We start from the raw sequence: 21,110 nt of genomic DNA on the forward strand, positions 1-21,110 counted from the left end.
AACGCGGGAAGACCGACGTGCGGTTCCCACCACCTGTGAAATAATGTCATCAAAGCCGGATTTACACAAATGTCGGAATTGCGTCCACGGCTTGCTTGATGCATGCGGTTGCCGCGTTAGATCAGATCGAACCGAAAGAGGAGCCGCCAGTGCGTCTGTCGTCGTTGATCAAGCAGGAAGCGTTCCTCATCGTGGCCTTGGGCACGGTACTGGCAGGTTACCTCTTCGAGCACAGCATTGTCGAAGGCGGGCGGACGATTGCCCTCGTCGGAGCTGTTGCCTTTATCGGCGTCATTATCCTTGCTTCCACCCGGGTCGCGCATCACGCTGAAATCCTGGCGCACAAGGTCGGCGACCCCTACGGCACAATGATCCTCACTCTATCCGCCGTAGCGGTGGAGGTGCTGATCCTAGCCATCATGATGGGCAGCACCTCCTCGCCGACCCTTGTTCGCGACACGATCTATTCCGCTGTCATGCTGGACATCAACGGCATCCTCGGGCTGGCCGCCTTGCTGGGCGGTCTCAGGCACGGCGAGCAGCCCTATAATGACGATTCCAGCCGCACCTATAGCGTCATGATCCTGACCGCCATGGGCATATCCATGGTCGTGCCTGAATTCATTCCGCAAGACCGCTGGCACTACTACTCCGCCTATACGATCATAGCCATGATCGCGCTCTACGGCGTGTTCCTCAAAATGCAGGTCGGGCCGCACAGCTATTTCTTCAGCTATACCTATCCACGCGCAAAAACGCCCGGCGCTGCGCCGAGACCGGAACAGGATGGGGAGCAGGAATCGGCAAAGCTCTCCATCGCAGTCATTCTTGTCGGTGTCCTCATCATCGGCTTCCTCGCCGAGTTTATGTCCGCCTTCATGAACACGGGTTTGGAAGGCACCAACGCCCCGCCTGCCCTCATGGCCGTGGTCGTCGCCGCCATCTCCGCGGCGCCGGAAATCCTGACGGCCATGCGTGCCGCGCTTCGCAACCGAATGCAATCGGTCGTCAACATCGCCATGGGGGCTTCGCTCTCGACCGTCATTCTCACGGTCCCTGTCATGGAAGGCATAGCCCTTTACACCGGCCAGCCCTTCGTGATGGCGATGAGCCCGGTCCAGACCGTGATGGTCGGCATTACCCTGATCGCGGCTGCTATCAACCTCAATGACGGGCAGACCAACGCCATCGAGGGTATGACCCATTTCGTGCTGTTCGCGACCTTCATCATGCTGACGGCCATCGGCCTTTAGATCGGTTCAGGGTTAAATGGAAACAGTTCTGTTGGCTCAAGCGGGAGCAGATGCGAGGAGAGCGGCGCCGTGTCGTAGCCGTCGCATACGGCCAAGCCGCTCGACATGGCATATGACCCGCTTGAGCCAACCCGAAGGGCCGGGTGCTTTTCCGCCATTATCTTCGGCTTTCGTCTCGGCCGTACCGGGAGGTATACCCTTCGCCAAAAGCCTTGATCCTGACGGAAAATCCCTCCGGCAGAACGATTCCATTTAGCCCTGAACCGCTCTAATGGAATGCGGCCAACGCCTTGAGAGGTCCGGCTGATTCATTTTCTGAGAATCCGCTTCGGTGACGGAACACATGAATCCGCTCGGGGTTTCCCTCTCGTCACGTCAACAAGAAGAGGAAACCGCAATGGGTATTTTTGACAAAATCAAGCAAGCCATCTTCGGCCATGAAGCGCATGCGGCACCCGTGTCGGAAACGGCAGCAGCCGGGTCTGCAGTGCCCCATACATCGACATCGGCACCCCTGAGCCCGGCCTCCACACAGGCCTCGCCGTCTGCTTCGGCGCCGACGGCCACTCCTTCGTCATCGGGTCCGGTCGACATCGAACCTATCCTCGACGCCGCAGTGAAGAAGAAGGGGCAGCATCTCGACTGGCGCAAGTCGATCGTAGACCTCATGAAGGCCCTCGATCTGGACTCCAGCCTGGAGGCTCGTAAGGAGCTAGCCCAAGAGTTGCACTACACCGGCAGCACCGATGACTCCGCCACGATGAATGTCTGGCTGCATAAGGCGCTGATGAAGAAGCTCGCCGAAAACGGCGGCAAGGTCCCGGCCGATCTGGCCGACTGATCGTCACATCACGCAATTGCGGAGGGCTCGCCTGCTCGGGCGGGCCTTCCTGTATTCGGTAAAGTAAACTTGAATGCTTCGTGTGCGAGTGTTTGGGCTCGCCACCCTAGATGGAGACTATTGGCCCGACCGACTTCGTGCATTCAGTTGGGCCGTAGCAACGCTTATCTAGGAGTCCCCGATGAAGAGCCTCACCCTTCTCCTCACCGCCTCGCTCATGAGCGCGTCGTTTCTTTCATCCCCTGCGCATTCTCAGATGGAAAGCGCACCCGTCGCTACCGGCGCGGAAGGCGCTTCGTCCGGCAAGCCGGCCGAAACCCAGGCGCCGAACGCCCGCAACCAGAAGCCCGCATTCACCGGTCAAACGCGCGCACCGCAGCCGGCGAACATGCCGGCGATACGCACCGACGTGGTCGCCGATAACCTTCCGCATCTTTGGTCGATGGAGTTTCTGCCCGACGGGCGCATGCTCGTGACCGCCAAGGCGGGCGCCATGCACATCATCTCCAAGGATGGCAAACCCGGACCCGCGATCGAAGGCGTACCGGGCGTGCTATCGGCCGGACAGGGCGGGCTCCTCGATGTCGCATTGGCTCCCGATCATGCGCAGACGGGAATGGTCTTCTTTTCCTTCTCCGAAGCCCGCGACGGCGGAAACGGTACGTCTGTCGCCTCCGCGAAGTTGGTGGCCGATGGCGCAGGCGGCGGGAAGCTTCAGGATCTTAAAATCATCTTCCGCCAGATGCCGAGCTATGACGGCAACAAGCATTTTGGCTCCCGACTTGTTTTCGGCCCTGACAAGGAACTCTATGTCACGGTCGGCGAACGCTCCGATCCGCAGCCGCGCGTCCAGGCACAGGACCTGAAGAGCGGTCTCGGCAAGACTTTTCGCATAGACGTCAACGGCAAGCCTCTCCCCGGAAACCCTTTTGCCGGACGGGAGGGCGCAAGGCCTGAGATCTGGTCCTATGGCCACCGCAATCTTCAGGCGGCGGCGCTCGATGGCCAGGGACGGCTGTGGACCGTGGAGCACGGACCTCGCGGTGGAGACGAGTTGAATCGTCCGGAAGCCGGCAAGAACTACGGTTGGCCGGAAGTCACATACGGCATCGACTATTCCGGCAAGCCGATCGGCAAAGGCATCACGGCGATGAAGGAAACGGAGCAGCCCGTCTATTTCTGGGATCCGGTCATCGCTCCATCGGGAATGGCCTACTATGATGGCGACGCGATACCCGAATGGAAGAACAGCTTCCTGGTCGGCGGCCTCGTCAGCCAAGGCGTCGTCGTCCTGCATACGGACGGAGACCGGGTTACTCACGAGGAACGCGTGCCGCTGCAAGCCCGCATCCGAGACGTCAAGGTCGGGCCGGACGGTGCTGTTTATGCAGTGACGGAAAGCCGCGGCGGGGCATCCAGCATTATTCGCCTGACAAAGGCCTAAGGCGCGGTTGGGCGGCGTCCTCAAGCGCCGCCTTGCCTAAAGTCTGAATGCCAGCGGATGATCGACCAGCGCCCGATCGACCGTCACCAGCTGCAGCCCTTCGACGTGGCACTGCGCCAGCAACAGCCGGTCGAAAGGATCGCGCGTGGGCGGCTCCGGCTTGATAACCGTAGTGACGTGTGAGACTTCAATGCTCAAGGTTATCAGCCCCGTCCGTTCCAGTGCGCTCTGCATCGCAGCTAGGTCCATTCCCGGATCAAGCTTTCCCAACCTCGACTTGATTGCAATTTCCCAGAGGCTGGCGACGCTTGCGAAGCCGGAGAAATCTTCAGAAACGACGAGTTTGGCCGCCTCGGGGAAGCGTATATGGATGTCGTTGCGGAGAACTGCGATAATCATGTGCGTGTCGAGCAGGCACCGCATGACTAGGGCAACGGCCGTAGCAGGAAGTCTTCAGGCAACGGATCGTCAAAGTCGTCCGAAATATAAGGGACAGGATCTGTGATGCCTCTTGAACGCAGATAAGCCTGTCCAGCTTCAAGGTCGAGTCCACCCTCTTTCTTGGAAGAGGCACCCCCACGCGGCACGAGATCGAACACCGGCTTGCCGTCGCGGGTCACGGTCACGGTTTCACCCTGCTCCACATCATGAGCCAGTTCATCGAAGCGGTTCTGAACATCGCGGATGGAAACGGTCTTCATGACGCCAATGTAGGCGCGGCTCCGTTCACGGTCAACGAGTACGAAAGCGAAAGGGCCCGCCTTGCGGCGAGCCCTTCACGATCGGGGATGAACCGAAGACCTTACTTGCAGGCGTTGCAGAAGCGCTGAATACGACGGCAAGCCTCTTCCAGCAGATCCTCCGACGTGGCGTAGGAGATGCGGAAGTTCGGTCCAAGACCGAAGGCGGAACCATGCACGACGGCAACGCCTTCCGTTTCCAGGAGCTCGGTCACGAAATCCTCGTCCGTCTCAAGGACCTTGCCCGAAGGCGCGGTCTTGCCGATCAGATCAGCGCAGGACGGATAGACATAGAATGCGCCTTCCGGGTTGGGGCAGGAAATGCCCTTCGCCTGATTCAGCATAGACACGACGAGATCGCGGCGGCCTTCAAAGATCGCCTTGTTCTTCACGACGAAATCCTGCGGTCCGTTCAGCGCTTCGACTGCTGCCCATTGGGCGATAGACGAAGCGCCGGAAGTCTGCTGGCCCTGGATCATGTCCATGGCCTTGATCAGTTCCAGCGGACCAGCCGCGTAGCCGATACGCCAGCCGGTCATGGCATAAGCCTTGGACACGCCATTCATCGTCAGTGTACGGCCATAAAGCGCTGGCTCCACTTCGACCGGCGTCACGAACTTGAAGTCGCCAAAGGTGAGGTGCTCATACATGTCGTCCGTCAGGATCCACACATGCGGATGCTTGAGCAGAACATCCGTCAGCGCCTTTAGCTCGTCGTGGCTATAGGCGGCGCCGGAGGGATTGGACGGAGAGTTGAACAGGAACCACTTCGTCTTCGGCGTGATCGCCTTTTCCAGATCGGCAGCCGTCAGCTTGAAATTATTTTCCTGCGTAGCTGAAACGAAAACCGGCGTGCCGCCGCACAGCGCCACCATTTCCGGATAGGACACCCAGTAAGGCGCAGGAATGATGACTTCATCGCCCGGATTCACGGTCGCCATGAAAGCATTGAAAAGGATCTGCTTTCCGCCCGTACCAACGATCGTCTGCTCCCAGGAATAGTCGAGCCCATTCTCGCGCTTGAACTTTGCGGCAATGGCCTTGCGCAGTTCGGGAATGCCGGAAACGGGCGTGTACTTCGTCTCGCCGCGGTTGATCGCGTCGATGGCTGCCTGCTTGACATTGTCCGGCGTATCGAAATCAGGCTCACCTGCGCCCAGACCGATCACGTCGCGACCTTTGGCTTTCAGTTCGCGGGCTTTTTGTGAGACGGCGATGGTAGCGGACGGCTTTACGCGGGAGAGTGCATCGGCAAGAAAGGCCATAATCTTCGTCCTGAAGAGCTGTTGGAACATGGCGGAGCTGCTGGACCGCCGCACGTTGTATGTCGAATGAAAGCTTTGTTTTCAAGCACAAAGCTTGAATGACACAGATCAATAAGCCTGATCGAAGGAGCGGCAGCTCGCTTGCAAGGCTCATCAAGGTCGCGCTCGGCCATCAAGTCCGTCGGCAACCTTTTCTCCGGATCGCTTGGGGTCGCCGCCCAATAAAGAGACATACTCCAGGAGCAACCGGTTAGACTGACCCATTGGCAGCCATTACTATATAACCTATGCCGATTTAATGCAGAACGGCGCGGAATGTCCCATTTTTGCCTGAATCAGGCTCCACGCAACTGTAATTATAAACCAACTGCGCTTTTTCAGCTTGGGCATGATATCAGCCGTGAGCACCTGATCCTGCGTCAAAAAACTTTTTCTTGCCAATTTTTTATAAACACAGCACTCTGTGTAAGTTCGGGCAATTTACGAGCATGGGAAGACCTATAATGATGCGTTCCGAAGTCGCTAAAACTTCGGGCGGTAGATCTGGGGGCGGATCTCAAAACCATTCCTGCAAGTCTCCGCGGTAAACAGGGACCCTTTCTTAAAACTGCCTGCCACCGCCCTTTGGGCAACATCGTGATGCTGTCCGCCGCTGAACACGGACAGAGAGAAAAGGACCTGCTGATGGCCGAGACTGGCACTGTAAAATTCTTCAACACGGACAAAGGCTTCGGCTTCATCAAGCCAGATAATGGCGGCGCCGATATCTTCGTTCATATCTCTGCCGTACAGGCATCTGGCCTGTCCGGATTGACAGAAAATCAGAAGGTGAGCTTCGACACGGAACCCGATCGTCGCGGAAAAGGCCCCAAGGCCGTAAACCTGCAGATCGCTGGATAAGCTTCAAAGCCTATTCTTCGAGTTGAAGCCCGGCAGCGATGCCGGGTTTTTTTATGCGCTGAAAACAGGCTCACAGCCCCTTCAGGAACGGGTTGGTGCGGCGCTCGTCTCCGATCCTGCTTCCTGGGCCATGGCCGCAGATGAAGCCGACTTCATCCCCGAGAGGCAGAACCTTGTCGCGGATCGAAGCAAGCAGGGTCGCGTGATCGCCGCCAGGCAGGTCGGTCCGGCCGATAGAGCCGTTGAACAGAACGTCTCCCAAATGCGCGAAGGCCTGGTTGCGGTTAAAGTAGATGACATGGCCGGGGGAATGCCCAGGACAATGGAAGACCTCGAAAACGTGCTCGCCGAAACCGACCGTATTGCCCTCGTTCAGCCACCGGTCCGGCACGAGGTTGCGCACAGGCATAGACACACCGAACTTCTGGGCCTGGATTTCCAGTTTTTCGAGAAGCGGCCGGTCGGCCTCATGCGGGCCAATGACCGGAATACCCAATATCTCCCGCAGTTCGTCAGCGCCACCGGCATGGTCGATATGGCCGTGGGTCAGCCAGATCTCTGTCAGCGTCAGCTTGTTGTCCGTGATGACTTGGACGATCGTCGGGACGTCGCCGCCCGGATCGACAACCACGCCCTGCTTGGTGTCTTCGTCGAGAAGGATAGTGCAATTCTGCTGAAAAGGGGTAACGGGAATGATGCCGGCTTGGATCTTGCCCATAGGGTCCTCGGCTTAAGCGACGTGTCAGCCGGATATAGCAATATGGAGCAGGCTTGCCAGCGAAAACTTTAGTCGATGGAGGCGACGGACATATATGTGCCCTCGGCCGCGACAGGCGGAGCCAGCGAAACGGTGGCGAGCAGAAAGACGGAGACCGCAACCTTGAGCGCGATGACGGTGACGAAAACCGGGCGCAGAGGATGGGCGGGAACCGAAGGCGATTTCAGTTCGATGGCGGGGATGGCGGAATATGTGTGCGCAGTCATTGCAGTCTCTCCAGTGTCTGGTCACGATAATGGACGGCCCGCTTAAAGGTTCCTTGGACTAAATACTGAAAGGTCCAAGAAACGGCTTATAGGGTTCACGCTTTGATACAGGCGATCAGATCGCGTGACCTCCAGCTCCGCAATAAAAGAAATCCTGTTGATTGTTCAACAAGTTCGCGCTTTATCACCATCTTCGAGCTAAGCTCTGGACCAGATGTTCTGACGGGCCGAAGGCCGGAGCGAAAGGAAACTGCATTGTCGCCTGCATCGACGGGAAAAGCCGTCAAGAAGGTCCAGCCGCCCATGCCGGCGGTTGACGAAGCCCAGATAGACTTCGAGACGATAGAGCTGCTGTTTTTCGCCTACAGGGATTTCGTCTCGGATCCGGATGCCATTCTGGCAAGGATAGATATGGGGCGCGCCCATCACCGCGTCGTCTACTTCGTGTGCCGCCAGCCGGGCATGATGGTGACGGATCTGCTCGACACGCTCGAAATTACCAAGCAGAGCTTGGCCCGCGTGCTGAAGCAGCTGATAGATCTGGGCTATATCCGGCAGATGGCCGGTGCCAAGGACCGCAGGCAGCGCAGGCTCTACCCGACCCTGGCCGGTCGCGAACTGGCGCTTGCCCTGTCGGAGCCGCAATCTCGGCGTATCGCTCATGCGATGGAGGACTTCACGCCTGAGATGCGGCAGACGATCAAGCGGTTCCTGGAGCGAATGCGGGGCCGCGACGAAGCCGTTGCCATTGCTATTGCTGAACATGATTTCGACGACAGCGGGGATCTTTAGCATGACATCTGTGCCTCCCTCGGACGATGCCCCTCACCTTCTGGTCGTGGACGACGACACCCGCATCCGCGACCTTCTGAACCGCTACCTTGTGGAGCAGGGTTTCCGCATCACCGTTGCCGGCGACGCGGCCGAGGCGCGCCGCAAGCTCGACGGCATTCATTTCGACCTGATCATCCTCGACGTGATGATGCCGGGCGAGTCCGGCATTTCGCTCACCAAGTCGCTCTATCAGAACAAGACAACCCCGGTGATCCTCCTGACGGCGCGGGCGGAAGCGGAATCGCGCATTGCCGGCCTCGAGGCCGGGGCGGACGATTACCTCTCCAAGCCCTTCGATCCGCGCGAACTTGTCTTGCGCATCAACAACATCCTGCGCCGCAGCACCTCGCCTGATACACCAAAGATCGAACAGATCATGTTCGGGCCCTTCACCTTCTCCATTCCGCGCAAGGAATTGCGAAAGGCAGCCGAGACGATCCGGCTGACCGACCGCGAGCAGGAAATCATGCTGCTTTTTGCGCTGAAGGCCGGCGACACCATTCCGAGACACGAGCTGGTGGGCGACGATGCGGAAGTGGGCGAACGGACGATAGACGTGCAGATCAACCGGCTTCGGCGTAAGATCGAGGAAGATCCCGCCAATCCCGTCTATCTTCAGACCGTGCGTGGCATAGGATACCGCCTGAGCATCGACTGAGCAGGCAAAAGGAAGCACAGGCGGCAGTATGGCAATCTTCGATATGCTGAAGCGCGATGCAGGCCGTATCAACCCACCCGGGTGGCGGGCGCTCACGCGCTGGATGCGGCGCCGGCTGCCCACGGGTCTCTACACGCGTTCGCTCCTCATCGTGATCCTGCCCATGCTGCTCCTGCAGACGGTGGTGGCCGCGCTTTTCATGGAGCGGCACTGGCGCATGGTGACCGAACGCCTGTCCGAAGGCACGATCCGGGATATTGCAGGCATCATCGAGGTCATCCACACCTATCCGCAGGACAGCAATTACGAGCAGATCACCAAGATCGCAGAAGACGCTCTGAACCTCACCATTGCCGTGGAAGAGAACGGCCAGCTGCCGTCCCCGCGCCCCCGCCCCTTTTTCGCGATCCTGGACAATATCCTGGCCGACCAGATCACCGACCAGATCAAGCTGCCATTCTGGATCGATACGGTGGGCGACAGCCGCCTTGTCGAGATCCGCGTCAAGATCGATACGCGTGTGCTGAGGGTCTTTGCCCGGCGCGGCTCCACCTATGCCTCGAATACCCATATTTTTCTGATCTGGATGGTGGGCACGGCCTTTGTGCTCGTCGTCATCTCCATCCTCTTCCTGCGCGGACAGATCAGACCCATTCTATCGCTCGCCCGGGCTGCGGAAAGCTTCGGCAAGGGGCAGAAGATGGAAGGCTACTCGCCGCGGGGAGCCGATGAGGTACGTCGCGCGGGCCTCGCCTTCATCCAGATGCGCGAGCGGATCGAGCGGCAGATGGAGCAGCGGACCGCCATGCTGGCCGGGATCAGCCATGATCTGCGAACCATCCTTACCCGCTTCAAGCTACAGCTTGCTCTTTCGGGCGACCGGCCGGAACTGTCCGGCATGGGTCAGGATGTGGACGACATGCAGTCCATGCTCGAAGGATATCTCGCCTTTGCCAAGGGCGAGGCGGAAGAGGATTTCGGCGAACTGCGGCTGAGCGAGCTTCTGGAGAAATTCCGGGCCGAATTCGCGCTGCGGGGCAAGACGATGACCTACAGTATCGAAGGCGACGACAGGATCGCCGTCCGCCCCAGCGCCTTCATGCGGCTGGTCGGCAATCTCGTCTCCAATAGCGAGCGCTATGCCCAAAGCCTGCATATCGAGGCAAGACACAGCGCCAAGTGGCTGACCTTGACCCTCGATGACGATGGACCCGGTATTCCAGTGGAATCCCGGGAGGACGTGTTCAAGCCTTTCCACAGGCTGGACGAAGCCCGGAACCTGGACGCATCCGGAACCGGCCTGGGTTTGGCCATCGCTCTGGACATTGCCCGCTCGCATGGCGGCAATGTCACCTTGGACAAAAGCCCGCAGGGCGGCCTTCGTGCCATTGTCCGCCTCCCCGCCTGATATGAAGCCGATCTAACCGCAATTGACATGAGGAAATTCCCGATGCCGATCGACCTAGCCGGGATGAGCTGGCTTAACCCGCCGCCGGAAAACCGGATGGAGGACCGCCGCCTGATCTGCCGCTCGGGCCTGGAGACGGATTTTTGGCAGGGCACCTATTACGGCTTCCATCGCGACAGCGGCCACTTCCTCTATCAGTCCTGGCAGGGAGATTTCACAGCCGAGGTTTCCTTTACCGGCCGCTACGAGGCGCTTTACGACCAGGCCGGCCTGATGATCCGCCACGACGACAGGCACTGGATGAAGTGCGGTATCGAGTTCACCGACGGCGCACGGCATTTCAGCACTGTCGTCACCAATGGCCATTCCGACTGGTCCGCCTTTCGCCTGGCCGATGATTTCGAGGAAATGACGGTGCGGGTGACGCGCATGGGCGATGCCCTGTTCGTGCAGTACCGCACAGACAATCAGCCGGACTGGCGCATGGCAAGGCTGGCCTGGTTTGCACCCGAGATGACCGAGCTTGCGGTCGGGCCGACCTTCTGCTCACCACAAAGAGCGGGCTTCGAGGTCGCGTTTTCGAATTTCAGCCTGACGCACGTCGTAAGCCGAGACATTCATGGATAGAGCTCAAGTCCCGCAGCAAGAGAGGCAATGCCGCTCGCCTACATCAGCTTCCGGCCGTTGGGCACGGGCTGCTCGACGGCAGCCAGCACGATGGCGCCGGTCTCGTCCTCGAAACCGAGCGTCAGCACTTCGGAACGGAACGGCCCGATCTGACGTGGCGGAAAGTTGACGACACCCAGCACCTGCCGCCCGACCAGCGTGTCGAGCGTATAATGCACGGTAATCTGCGCCGAGGATTTCTTCACGCCGATCTCCGGGCCGAAATCAATCTTCAGTTTGAAGGCTGGTTTGCGTGCTTCGGGAAACGGCTGCGCTTCGACGATCGTGCCGACCCGGATATCGACCTTCTCGAAGTCGGCAAAGCTGATTGTCTCGCTGCTGTGAATGTTATCGTCCGCCACGGCGCCCTCAGCTCCCGAGTTCTTCCGCCCTTCGGCGGGCAGCGGCAATCGCCCTGTCGAACAAAGGCTGCATGCCGTCTTCCGCCATCAAGACAGACAGGGCAGCGGCAGTCGTGCCGCCGGGCGATGTCACGTTCTGCCGCAGCTTCGAGGCTTCCTCCGGCGACTGGTGGAGAAGCTCCCCTGCCCCGGATACGGTTTCCCGCGCAAGCCGCATCGCAAGATCAGCCGGAAGCCCGGCCTTTCGGCCCGCTTCCGCCATGCACTCGACCAGATAGAAGACATAGGCCGGACCGCTGCCGGAAACGGCCGTGACCGCGTCGATATCCGCTTCGGATGAGACCCATTCCACAGGCCCGCTGACCTTCAGCAGGGACTGGACTACGTCACGCTGGCTGCTGCCGACCTTTGGATTGGCATAGGCGCCGGTGACGCCGCGGCCGATCATGGCCGGTGTGTTCGGCATGGCCCTCACCATGGCTGCCTCGCCGAGATGGCCTGCCAGATAGGAAAGCGTCTTGCCTGCAGCGACGGACACGACCACGGTTTTCTCACCCACAGCAGCACGAAGCGGTGGCAGCACCGCGTCCATCATCTGCGGCTTGACCGCCAGGAACAGGATATCGGCCACCAGCCCTTCAGGCAACGAAGGCGCATGACGCGCACCGGCATCGGCCAATATGATGCGGATCGCATCGGACGGCGATGGATCAATGACGGTGACAGACGCTCCCGGAACGCCGCTCCTCAGCCAGCCAGTCAGCATGGCGCCGCCCATATTGCCAGCACCGACGAGAACGACAGACCCAAACTGCGACGGCATAGTCAGCACTCGCCCACGGTCTCGAACAGCACGGCTTCCATGGCCGCCTTGGAGTCGATGCCGGACCAGACCACGAACTGGAATGCCTGAAAATAGGTCTCGCAGGCATCGAGCGCGCTCGACAGCAGCACTTCGACCTGCTGGTTGGTCGGCTCTGCGCCGCCGGCCAACAGCAGCGACTGCCGGAAGATGACGACATCTTCCTGGCGCCAGAGGTCGAAATGGCCCATCAGCGTCTGCCCATTGATGTGGGAGAGCAGCCGGATGACCTCGTTGACGCGGATATCGGGGATCTTGAGATCGAAGGCGCAGGCCAGATGCAGCGCCTCGCATTCCTCCATCCAGGAGAAGGACACATGATAGTCCGTCCAGCGGCCTTCCACGGTCATGGCGATTTCGTCTTCGCCCGACCGTTCGAACGTCCAGTCGTTCGAGGCTGCGACGAACTCGATCATATCGACCGGGTTCGACTGGCGTTCCATTTCCATCTGAATGAGGCTCATGCGGCACCTTCTTGACCGGAATGAATGCGACTTCGTGCGACCGACGCCAGAAACGCGAACAAATACCGGAAACAACACTGCGGATGATCGCTCGACGCTGCCAGAATAACGCTGTTACCCTGTCTGGAGCTTACCAGCCCGTTTCGAATCATCCTTTAAAATCAGTGTACCTAGACGGAGTCCTGCTGCCAGCCCCTGTACGCCAAATTTGCCGGTATAGTCGTCGGAACTTGTTTAGGGCGGGGATCAGAAGGGAGTCATAACTGACTCTGGACGCTGGCTTTTTTGGACATGTCCACAGGCTGCATTTTTTTGATGAAAGTTCGGGAGACGGCCGATACGCCCTCGCTCCCGCCGACGGTCGATCCGCGGCAGGCGACAGGGAATGGGACAGGCGGAGGTAGTGCAGTTAAGTATGAGTTTTCAGGCTTTCCACCTGTCCCGGCCCGGTCTGGGGAGCTTGAAGAGGATTTCCGAGCCCTCTTCCCGCTCACCTTGGCCTGACCATCATCGGAACCGGGAACTTTCGAACCCGAGGACGCAATCCGGTTCGCGAACCCGGCTCCCATCCGATGACTATGGAATTATGGACGGAATTCGAAAGGCGTGGACGATCTGGGGACGCGAATGCAGTTAAGCGGCTGGAAACGGGGGAAGTAATTTTTTGATGGGCGTAAAATCATCCCCAGCTTGCGTGCCAGCCACCAGATGGAAGTGCCCCCCGGCAGGCCGGGAGGGAGTCCTGCTTGTCACGTCACCAACGACTTACGATTGTTGGCCGGACAGCTTCGCTTCCAGCGCCTCGATACGGGCTTTCAAGACCTCGTTCTCGTCGCGGGCACGCGCGGCCATTTCGCGAACGGCCTCGAATTCCTCGCGCTTCACCACGTCCATGCTGTTGAGGAATTTCTCGGCCTGCGCATGGAAAGCGGTCTCGACTTCCTTGCGCACACCCTGTGCAGCGCCGGCGGCATCGGTCATAAGCCGCGCGAAATCGTCGAATATGCGGTTCGTTCCGGTTGCCATCGTCCTGTCTCCCGTGCAGCCGGCATTGGCCGGCCCGTTGTTGTCGCAATGGGTTGATGGAATGGAAGTAGGGCCTGTACCGCCACCTTGCAAGCGTCATCCACCGTTCGCTCGATCCTCGGGAGAGATAAGCCTTGACCGCGAATATCCGCAAGGCCATGTTCCGGCGACATAAAGCTGGTTGAGAACCCCGTATTTTGTATCAAGCGCTTCACTTTTTCGCCCTGATCCCCTTTCCTGACATCGATCCGGTGGCCTTCGCCATCGGGCCGCTCGCCGTGCATTGGTATGGCCTTGCCTATGTGGCAGGCATTCTGCTCGGCTGGCTCTACGCGCGCCGGCTGGTCAGCAATGGAGCGCTGTGGAAGAATAACCAGTCGCCGATCACCCATGCCCATCTTGATGATTTCCTGGTCTGGGTCGCCGCTGGTGTCGTGATCGGCGGGCGGCTGGGGTACATCCTCTTCTACGATCTTGGCGCCGTGATAGAGAGCCCGATCCGGGCCATCGAGATCTGGAACGGCGGCATGTCCTTCCATGGCGGATTCATCGGCGCGACGCTTGCGATCATCCTGTTCGCGCGCCGCAACGCCATCCCCGTGTGGAGCATGCTGGATATCATCGCCGCTGTGGTGCCGATTGGCCTCTTCTTCGGCCGCATTGCCAATTTCGTGAACGGCGAACTCTGGGGCCGGCTCAGCAGTATGCCTTGGGCGATCGTCTTCCCCACCGGCGGACCATTTGCGCGGCATCCGAGCCAACTCTATGAGGCAGGCCTTGAAGGCATCCTGCTCCTGCTGGTACTGGCCGTCATGATCTACGGGTTCAAGGCGCTGAAGACGCCGGGCCTCGTCTCCAGCACTTTTGTCTTCGGCTATGGGCTTTGCCGTATCTTTGTCGAGTTTTTCAGGGAGCCTGACAAGCAGTTGGGCTATCTTCTCGGCACGGACTGGCTAACCATGGGCATGATCCTCTCCACTCCCATGCTGCTGATCGGCATCGCCGCCATCATGCGTGCCCGCCTGGCCGCCAGACACCCGTCGTTGCCCGAGGTGGAGGGTTCTGCGTGAGCACTCCTCTGGCTGACAAGATAAAGTCGCTGATCCGTATCAACGGTCCCATCAGCGTGACCGACTACTTTGCGCTGTGCCTAGCTGATCCGGAACACGGTTATTACCGCACCCGCGAACCCTTTGGTCGCCACGGAGACTTCATCACCGCCCCGGAGATCAGCCAGCTCTTCGGCGAGATGGTCGGAATTTTCCTGGTTCATGCCTGGCAGCGCCATGAGCAGCCTACCGGCGTGCGCCTGGTTGAGATCGGACCCGGTCGCGGCACCATGATGGCCGATATGCTGCGGGTGATAAAGCGCATCACGCCGTCGCTTTTCGATGACCTGCATGTCCATCTGGTCGAAACGAGCGAGAGGTTGCGGGGCGTCCAGCGCGTGACCCTGGAAGCCTATTCGACCAAGATTTCCTGGCATGACAGTTTCGAAGACGTGCCGGAAGGCTTCACCCTGATCGCTGCCAACGAACTGTTCGACGCGATCCCGATCCGCCAGTTCGTAAAGACACCGACGGGGTTCCGGGAACGCGTGGTCGCGCTGGACGCTGAGGACGAACTCGCCTTCACCGTAGGCGTAGCGACGCTCGACCCGGATCTTTTGCCGGCACCGGTCTCCACCATCCCGGACGGCACGATCTTCGAGCTTTCGCCAGCCCGCCAAGCCGTCATGCAGACGCTCTGCCAGCGCCTTAAGGAGTTTGGCGGAACGGCTCTCATCATCGACTACGGGCACATGGTTACCGGTTTCGGCGATACGATGCAGGCGGTGCGCCAGCATGATTTCGATCCGCCGCTTGCAAACCCCGGCGAGGCAGACCTGACCAGCCATGTGGACTTCGAGGATCTGGCTAAGGTTGCGCTGTCCATGGGCGTGCACGTGAATGGCGGCCTGCGCCAGGGAGAATTCCTCTACGGTCTCGGCCTTGCCGAGCGCGCCGCAGCGCTGGCTCGCGACCAGGAGCCTGTCGATCAGCGGCTGGTCGCTGCCGCCGTTGACCGCCTGGCCGGCGAAGGTGCCGGCAAGATGGGTGAGCTCTTCAAGGTCATCGCCGTTTCGAGCCCGGCCCTCAATCTCATGCCGTTCCGTCCCGTCGAGTGAAACTGCGCATCTGATGACCCAGCGCCGGCAAGGCATTGTCGGATTGACATCCGCCCTCCCCTTGCGCCACTCTCCCGCCGTTCGAAGCAGTTGGACCAATTCCGTCGCCTGCACAAAGCCCCACCCCATCAACCGGATAGGAGCCGCCAATGCAGGACCTCCCCTTGCCGACGCCGATCGAGAGCCCGCTCCTGAATGAGGCAGCCGGAAGCCGCATCGGGCATGGCTTCTTCACCCGCCAAGGCGGCGTATCGGAAGGCATTTACGCTGGCCTCAATGTCGGGATCGGATCCCGTGACGACCGCATCAGGGTCATGGAAAACCGTTCGCGCGTGGCCGCCTGGTTCGGTTTGCCCGTCGAAAAACTGGCGACCGTGCATCAGGTCCATTCGCCGGATGTCTATGTGGTCGATGAAACCTATGCAGGAGAACGGCCCCAGGTGGATGCCATGGTCACCGCCGTCCCTGGGGTGGCGCTTGGAGTGCTGGCCGCCGACTGCGGTCCTATCCTTTTTGTGGACGGCAAGAACGGCGTCATCGGCGCAGCCCATGCCGGCTGGAAGGGTGCGCTGACCGGCGTTCTTGAGAACACGATAGATGCGATGATCTCCTTGGGCGCTGCCCGGGAAAACATCACGGCGGTTCTCGGGCCGTCGATCGGGCCAGCAAGCTATGAAGTGGGTCCGGAATTCATCGAGCGGTTTGTGTCCTTCGACCCATCCTATCAGAGCTTTTTCAGCCCCTCTGCCAAACAGGGCCATGCCATGTTCGACCTGCCCTCGCTGACCATCCACCGGCTCCGGAAAGCCGGAGTGACGGCCGAAAGCCTTGGCCTCGACACCTATCCGGATGCGGACCGGTTCTATTCCTACCGCCGCACCACCCATTCCAAAGAGCCGGATTACGGCCGCCAGATCTCAGCCATATCCATCAGGGAGGCCCAGTAGGGAAATACATCATGGCGCTGCACTTCGAACGAAGCGAATATGCGGAGCGGCTATCGCGCCTGACCGCGAGGATGCAGGCCGAGAAGTTGGATGCTCTGCTGCTGTTTGCGCAGGAGAGCATGTACTGGCTGACCGGCTATGACAGCTTCGGCTACTGCTTCTTCCAGACACTGATCGTCAAGGCGGACGGAACCCTGACGCTCCTGACGCGCTCCGCCGATATGCGGCAGGCGCGCCAGACCTCAATCGTGCAAAACGTCGTCGTCTGGGTGGATCGGGTCAATGCCGACCCGACGCTCGATCTGAAGAACCTCCTGAGCGAGATGGACCTGCTCGGAGCCCGGATCGGTATCGAATACGACACCCACGGCATGACGGGCCGGGTCGCACGCCTGATCGACAATCAGCTGATGACCTTCGGCCATATCGTCGATGCCTCTTATATCGTGAGCGGGCTGCGGCTGGTCAAAAGCGCGGTCGAACTCGCCCATGTCCGCCGTGCGGCCGAACTGGCGGACGACGCCCTCAATGCCGCCCTTTCGCTGATTGCGGCAGGCGGAGATGAAGCAGACATACTGGCCACCATGCAGGGTGTGGTTCTTGCTGGCGGCGGCGATTATCCCGCCAATGAATTCGTCATCGGATCGGGCGAAGATGCCCTGCTCTGCCGCTACAAGTCCGGCCGCCGCAAACTGGAAGCAACGGATCAGCTGACGGTGGAATGGGCTGGCGTCAGCGCACATTACCACGCCGCAATGATGCGCACCGTGGTGGTCGGCGAGCCGTCGCACCGCCAGCGGGAGCTCCACAAAGCCTGCGTCGATACGATCCAGGCGATCGAAGAGGTGCTTCGGCCAGGCCACAGCTTCGGCGACGTCTTCGATATTCATGCGCAGGTTCTCGATGAGCGCGGCCTCTCCCGCCACCGCCTCAATGCCTGCGGTTATTCGCTTGGAGCGCGTTTCTCGCCCTCATGGATGGAGCATCAGATGTTTCAGTTCGGCAACACGCAGGAGATCCTGCCGGACATGACGCTCTTCGTTCACATGATCATCATGGACTCCGACAGCGGCACTGCCATGACGCTCGGCCAGACCTATCAGACGACGGAATCCGCGCCCCTTTCCCTATCTCGCCACGGATTGGACCTGATCGCCCGGTGACCTGCCGTGCATCTTGCGATTGACAGGCCTTCGGGCCGAACCTTAAGTTCGACAACCGGCAATCTGGCGGCAGGAGGCAGTCATGCGGCTTACCGAGAGATTGGGTTGCACACTTCTGCTGACGCTGGCGCTGGCTTCCTGCAACACCAGCGATACGCTGACGCCCCAGGCAGAGATCGGCTCCGGCCGCCGAACATCGACGCCGGTCACCCAGGCGGATACGGAGCGGATGGCAGGCAACCCCGCGACCAGCTCCAATACCGCGCAGAACCGGTCCATGGGACCGCAGAACACACTCCAGGCGCAAGCCGAGGCCATGCAGGACGGAAGCGCGTCACCCGCATCTTCGGGTCCTCCTGTGCAACAGGAGAGCGAAAGCCCGCTGCCCGCGACAGGACAGTCGCAACAGAATGCCTCGCTGCCATCCGCAGCGACGGCTACGGGCACGATCCGCTTCCTTCCCATCATCGGCGCTCCGGTGCAGGCGGTGACGCCATTGTCGCGACAACTCGGCGCCCAGGCGCGGGCAAGCGGGCTCACCATTCGACCGTCCGGCGACACCAGCACCGAACATATCCTCAAGGGCTACTTTTCCGCCTTTGCGGACGAAGGCAAGGTGACCGTCATCTATGTCTGGGATGTACTTGACGGCACGGGCAACCGCCTTCACCGCATGCAGGGTCAGGCAGTCGTTCCAGCCAAGGGGTCGGATCCCTGGACCGCCGTTCCGGCCTCCACCATGGAAGAAATCGCTGCCAAGACCATCCAGGATTACCTCAGCTGGCGCCAGTCGCGTGCCGGTTAGGACACGCCTTCGCCATAAAATGAGGTGGCGGAGACGAAACTCTATTGCATTCGAAGACGTGCCCGGTAAAAGGCGCCCATCCAGCTTCAAAACAGGCGGACCGCAATGAAGGTTTTCGCAGGCAACTCGAACCGGCATCTCGCCGACGCGATCTGCACCTATTTAAATGTTCCAGTGGGCAAGGCGAGTGTAAGGCGTTTCGCAGACCAGGAAATCTTCGTTGAAATCCAGGAGAATGTGCGTGGGGAAGACGTGTTCGTCATCCAATCCACATCGTTTCCCACCAACGATCACCTGATGGAACTGCTGATCATGATCGATGCGTTCCGGCGGTCTTCCGCCAAACGTATCACCGCAGTTCTTCCTTATTTCGGCTACGCTAGACAGGACCGCAAGGCTGGGCCCCGCACACCGATCTCCGCCAAGCTCGTGGCCAATCTCATAACCGAGGCCGGTGCCGATCGCGTCCTGACGCTCGACCTTCATGCTGGTCAGATCCAGGGCTTCTTCGACATCCCGACGGACAATCTCTACGCAGTGCCGATCCTGGGGCGCGACGTGAAGGAACACTATGACCTGAAGAACGTGATGGTTGTCTCCCCGGATGTCGGCGGCGTGGTTCGCGCCCGGTCGCTCGCCAAGCGGCTCGACTGTCAGCTCGCCATTGTCGACAAGCGCCGCGAGCGCGCCGGCGAGTCGGAAGTCATGAACGTCATCGGCGACGTGACCGGCAAGGACTGCCTGCTGATCGACGACATCGTAGATTCAGGCGGCACGCTCTGCAACGCGGCCGAAGCGCTCCTGAAGAATGGCGCGACCAGCGTCACCGCCTATATCACCCATGGCGTATTGTCCGGTGGCGCGGTCACCCGGATCGCCGCATCCAAGCTCAAGGAACTGGTGATCACCGATTCCATTCAGCCGACAACGGCAGTGCAGTCGGCCCATAATATACGGGTGATCACCACGGCCAACCTGCTTGGCGAAGCCATCAACCGCACGGCCATGGAAGCGTCCGTTTCCAGCCTGTTCGACTGACGGTAGAAACGTGGCAGCCCGAGACCGCTACTCCCGCAAGCTGGAATGCCCGCAATGCGGCAATACCGGCTTTGCCGAGGTTTCGGAGGCCGACGACAAGCGGGCCAGCCATCGGGACTTCAGAATCGACGAGCTTCCCAGAAGCTTCCAGACGGAATTTGCCTCGAGCGATCCGAAAAAACACATCCTGCGGTGCGGCCAGTGCGGCCACAAGTTCCGCTTCGAGCAGAAGACGGCTTATGCTCCGGGGGGCGAACCGCGGCGCTGATCTGCCCGCCGTAATCCTCGTCGCGAGCGGTAAGCCGTCCTGCCCATATGGACGTAAAAGCCCGCGGATGGCAGTATTTCTGCACATTTCAGCTCTCCCTTGCGTCACGGAGCACCTTGTATTATAGGGACCCCGTCCGCGTAGACACCCTTGGAGGCAACGCGGATGAAGAGCATCGGATGAGGCCCTTCAGTTTGACGCGGTGAAATCACTCGCGAAAAACTCTCCATATAACCTCGAAAGGAAATGCCATGAGCCACGCATCTTACGAGCTCAAGGCCGAGGCGCGCGAACGGGTTGGTAAGGGGTCCTCCCGTGAACTTCGCCGCAACGGTTTTATCCCTGCCGTCATTTATGGCGACAAGCAGTCCCCCATTTCGATCGCGATCAACACGAACGAAGTGACGAAGCGCATCCACGCCGGCGGTTTCATGACAACCGTCGCCACGATTGATGTCAACGGCGAGAAGATCCAGGTCCTTCCCAAGGACTACCAGCTGGATCCGGTCCGCGACTTCACCATGCATATCGATTTCCTGCGTGTCTCCGCAGACAGCGAAGTCACCGTTGAAATTCCGGTTCACTTCGTCAATGAAGAGAAGTCGGACATCAAGGTCGGCGGCGTTCTGAACATCGTTCGTCATGCCGTGGAAATGCTTGTTCCTGCCAACGACATCCCGGAATTCATCACCGTGGACCTCGACGGCTTCAAGATCGGCGACAGCATCCATATTTCGCATGTAAAGCTGCCGAAGGGTGCAAAGCCCACGATCACCGACCGCGACTTCACGATCGCTACGATCGTCGCGCCGGCTGCAGGTATTGCGGAAGAAGAAGAAGCTGCCGCACCGACCGAATAAGCTTAAACTCCTTCGGTTTCATCAAACCCGTCTTCACCGAAGGCGGGTTTTTTGTTTGATAATCAGCCAATGCTCCACAACTTATGCGATTCATGCGCAAGTAGATCCTCCCGTTTTAGCAAAGATTAAGAGTTTATGTGAACTATGGCGCCACT

Annotated in this window: 26 protein-coding genes; 16 read left to right on the forward strand and 10 right to left on the reverse strand. The window is 59.7% G+C overall.

Going from position 1 to position 21,110, the window contains the following annotated elements; genetic code table 11:
* The first annotated feature begins 149 nt into the window (after window positions 1–149).
* The 3 genes from EPK99_RS08360 (at window position 150) to EPK99_RS08370 (ending at window position 3,538) form a co-directional block, all read left to right on the forward strand.
* The gene (locus tag EPK99_RS08360; protein WP_245582371.1) at window positions 150–1,253 is read left to right on the forward strand and encodes a calcium:cation antiporter; all 1,104 of its coding nucleotides are present in this window, start codon (window positions 150–152) and stop codon (window positions 1,251–1,253) included.
* Window positions 1,254–1,650: 397 nt separating this feature from the next.
* Complete coding sequence (locus EPK99_RS08365; RefSeq protein WP_128442582.1) at window positions 1,651–2,094, forward strand: DUF3597 domain-containing protein; 444 nt, start codon at window positions 1,651–1,653, stop codon at window positions 2,092–2,094.
* A 181-nt stretch (window positions 2,095–2,275) separates the two neighbouring features.
* Complete coding sequence (locus tag EPK99_RS08370) at window positions 2,276–3,538, forward strand: PQQ-dependent sugar dehydrogenase (RefSeq protein ID WP_128442583.1); 1,263 nt, start codon at window positions 2,276–2,278, stop codon at window positions 3,536–3,538.
* Window positions 3,539–3,574: 36 nt separating this feature from the next.
* Here EPK99_RS08370 and EPK99_RS08375 read toward each other — a convergent pair whose 3' ends face one another.
* The 4 genes from EPK99_RS08375 to EPK99_RS25275 all read right to left on the reverse strand — a co-directional run bounded on the left by EPK99_RS08375 (window position 3,575) and on the right by EPK99_RS25275 (window position 6,320).
* Window positions 3,575–3,961 (reverse strand): type II toxin-antitoxin system VapC family toxin, encoded by a 387-nt coding sequence (locus EPK99_RS08375; RefSeq protein ID WP_128442584.1) that lies wholly within the window; start codon window positions 3,959–3,961, stop codon window positions 3,575–3,577.
* Between the two features lie 2 nt (window positions 3,962–3,963).
* Window positions 3,964–4,239, reverse strand: coding sequence for a type II toxin-antitoxin system Phd/YefM family antitoxin (locus EPK99_RS08380; protein ID WP_128442585.1), 276 nt, complete (start codon window positions 4,237–4,239; stop codon window positions 3,964–3,966).
* 101 nt (window positions 4,240–4,340) lie between these two features.
* Window positions 4,341–5,543: a pyridoxal phosphate-dependent aminotransferase gene (locus EPK99_RS08385; RefSeq protein WP_128442586.1), complete on the reverse strand. Its 1,203-nt coding sequence runs from the start codon at window positions 5,541–5,543 to the stop codon at window positions 4,341–4,343.
* A 522-nt stretch (window positions 5,544–6,065) separates the two neighbouring features.
* Window positions 6,066–6,320, reverse strand: a complete 255-nt coding sequence (locus tag EPK99_RS25275) for a hypothetical protein (protein WP_164901717.1) — start codon at window positions 6,318–6,320, stop codon at window positions 6,066–6,068.
* Here EPK99_RS25275 and EPK99_RS08390 point away from each other — a divergent pair.
* On the forward strand, window positions 6,228–6,443 hold the full coding sequence (locus EPK99_RS08390; protein WP_128442587.1) for a cold-shock protein: 216 nt from the start codon (window positions 6,228–6,230) through the stop codon (window positions 6,441–6,443). The two genes, EPK99_RS25275 and EPK99_RS08390, sit on opposite strands and share 93 nt — an antisense overlap.
* A 70-nt stretch (window positions 6,444–6,513) precedes the next feature.
* On the opposite strand, the gene EPK99_RS08395 is transcribed toward EPK99_RS08390, so the two are convergent.
* Together EPK99_RS08395 and EPK99_RS08400 are read right to left on the reverse strand one after the other, a co-directional pair.
* Entirely contained in the window at window positions 6,514–7,161 is a 648-nt protein-coding gene (locus EPK99_RS08395; protein ID WP_128442588.1) for an MBL fold metallo-hydrolase, read from the reverse strand.
* Window positions 7,162–7,229: 68 nt separating this feature from the next.
* A complete protein-coding gene (locus EPK99_RS08400; protein WP_128442589.1) occupies window positions 7,230–7,427 on the reverse strand; it encodes a hypothetical protein in 198 nt (65 codons plus the stop codon).
* A gap of 255 nt (window positions 7,428–7,682) precedes the next feature.
* Between EPK99_RS08400 and EPK99_RS08405 the strand changes: the two genes are divergently transcribed.
* The 4 genes from EPK99_RS08405 to EPK99_RS08420 are packed head-to-tail and all read left to right on the forward strand — an operon-like array spanning window position 7,683 to window position 10,954.
* Complete coding sequence (locus EPK99_RS08405; protein WP_425374182.1) at window positions 7,683–8,219, forward strand: MarR family winged helix-turn-helix transcriptional regulator; 537 nt, start codon at window positions 7,683–7,685, stop codon at window positions 8,217–8,219.
* Between the two features lies 1 nt (window position 8,220).
* Window positions 8,221–8,919, forward strand: a complete 699-nt coding sequence (locus EPK99_RS08410; protein WP_128442590.1) for a response regulator — start codon at window positions 8,221–8,223, stop codon at window positions 8,917–8,919.
* Between the two features lie 28 nt (window positions 8,920–8,947).
* Window positions 8,948–10,327, forward strand: a complete 1,380-nt coding sequence (locus tag EPK99_RS08415) for an ATP-binding protein (protein WP_128442591.1) — start codon at window positions 8,948–8,950, stop codon at window positions 10,325–10,327.
* Between the two features lie 42 nt (window positions 10,328–10,369).
* The gene (locus EPK99_RS08420) at window positions 10,370–10,954 is read left to right on the forward strand and encodes a DUF1349 domain-containing protein (protein ID WP_128442592.1); all 585 of its coding nucleotides are present in this window, start codon (window positions 10,370–10,372) and stop codon (window positions 10,952–10,954) included.
* Window positions 10,955–10,992: 38 nt separating this feature from the next.
* Here EPK99_RS08420 and EPK99_RS08425 read toward each other — a convergent pair whose 3' ends face one another.
* From EPK99_RS08425 to EPK99_RS08440, 4 genes are all read right to left on the reverse strand, one after another.
* Entirely contained in the window at window positions 10,993–11,355 is a 363-nt protein-coding gene (locus EPK99_RS08425; protein ID WP_245582372.1) for a tRNA-binding protein, read from the reverse strand.
* Between the two features lie 7 nt (window positions 11,356–11,362).
* Window positions 11,363–12,178, reverse strand: coding sequence for a pyrroline-5-carboxylate reductase (gene proC, locus EPK99_RS08430; RefSeq protein ID WP_128442593.1), 816 nt, complete (start codon window positions 12,176–12,178; stop codon window positions 11,363–11,365).
* 2 nt (window positions 12,179–12,180) lie between these two features.
* Window positions 12,181–12,681 (reverse strand): type III secretion system chaperone family protein, encoded by a 501-nt coding sequence (locus EPK99_RS08435; RefSeq protein WP_128442594.1) that lies wholly within the window; start codon window positions 12,679–12,681, stop codon window positions 12,181–12,183.
* 765 nt (window positions 12,682–13,446) lie between these two features.
* Window positions 13,447–13,707 carry an accessory factor UbiK family protein gene (locus tag EPK99_RS08440; protein ID WP_128442595.1) on the reverse strand — a complete coding sequence of 87 codons (261 nt, stop codon included), beginning with the start codon at window positions 13,705–13,707 and terminating at the stop codon, window positions 13,447–13,449.
* A gap of 197 nt (window positions 13,708–13,904) precedes the next feature.
* Between EPK99_RS08440 and lgt the strand changes: the two genes are divergently transcribed.
* From lgt to EPK99_RS08480, 8 genes are all read left to right on the forward strand, one after another.
* Window positions 13,905–14,777 (forward strand): prolipoprotein diacylglyceryl transferase, encoded by an 873-nt coding sequence (gene lgt, locus EPK99_RS08445; RefSeq protein ID WP_245582373.1) that lies wholly within the window; start codon window positions 13,905–13,907, stop codon window positions 14,775–14,777.
* Window positions 14,774–15,874: a class I SAM-dependent methyltransferase gene (locus tag EPK99_RS08450; RefSeq protein ID WP_128442596.1), complete on the forward strand. Its 1,101-nt coding sequence runs from the start codon at window positions 14,774–14,776 to the stop codon at window positions 15,872–15,874. Before lgt ends, EPK99_RS08450 begins: the two co-directional genes overlap by 4 nt.
* 149 nt (window positions 15,875–16,023) lie before the next feature.
* Window positions 16,024–16,821: a peptidoglycan editing factor PgeF gene (gene pgeF / locus EPK99_RS08455; RefSeq protein WP_128442597.1), complete on the forward strand. Its 798-nt coding sequence runs from the start codon at window positions 16,024–16,026 to the stop codon at window positions 16,819–16,821.
* A gap of 11 nt (window positions 16,822–16,832) precedes the next feature.
* A complete protein-coding gene (locus EPK99_RS08460; RefSeq protein ID WP_128442598.1) occupies window positions 16,833–17,984 on the forward strand; it encodes a M24 family metallopeptidase in 1,152 nt (383 codons plus the stop codon).
* Between the two features lie 82 nt (window positions 17,985–18,066).
* Window positions 18,067–18,789, forward strand: coding sequence for a RodZ family helix-turn-helix domain-containing protein (locus EPK99_RS08465; RefSeq protein ID WP_128442599.1), 723 nt, complete (start codon window positions 18,067–18,069; stop codon window positions 18,787–18,789).
* 105 nt (window positions 18,790–18,894) lie between these two features.
* Entirely contained in the window at window positions 18,895–19,827 is a 933-nt protein-coding gene (locus EPK99_RS08470; RefSeq protein WP_128442600.1) for a ribose-phosphate pyrophosphokinase, read from the forward strand.
* A 10-nt stretch (window positions 19,828–19,837) separates the two neighbouring features.
* Window positions 19,838–20,095, forward strand: a complete 258-nt coding sequence (locus EPK99_RS08475) for a hypothetical protein (RefSeq protein ID WP_128442601.1) — start codon at window positions 19,838–19,840, stop codon at window positions 20,093–20,095.
* 251 nt (window positions 20,096–20,346) lie between these two features.
* Window positions 20,347–20,955, forward strand: a complete 609-nt coding sequence (locus EPK99_RS08480; RefSeq protein ID WP_128442602.1) for a 50S ribosomal protein L25/general stress protein Ctc — start codon at window positions 20,347–20,349, stop codon at window positions 20,953–20,955.
* The last annotated feature ends 155 nt before the right edge of the window (window positions 20,956–21,110 follow it).

The sequence above is a fragment of the Neorhizobium lilium genome, assembly GCF_004053875.1.
Taxonomy (GTDB): Bacteria; Pseudomonadota; Alphaproteobacteria; order Rhizobiales; family Rhizobiaceae; genus Neorhizobium; species Neorhizobium lilii.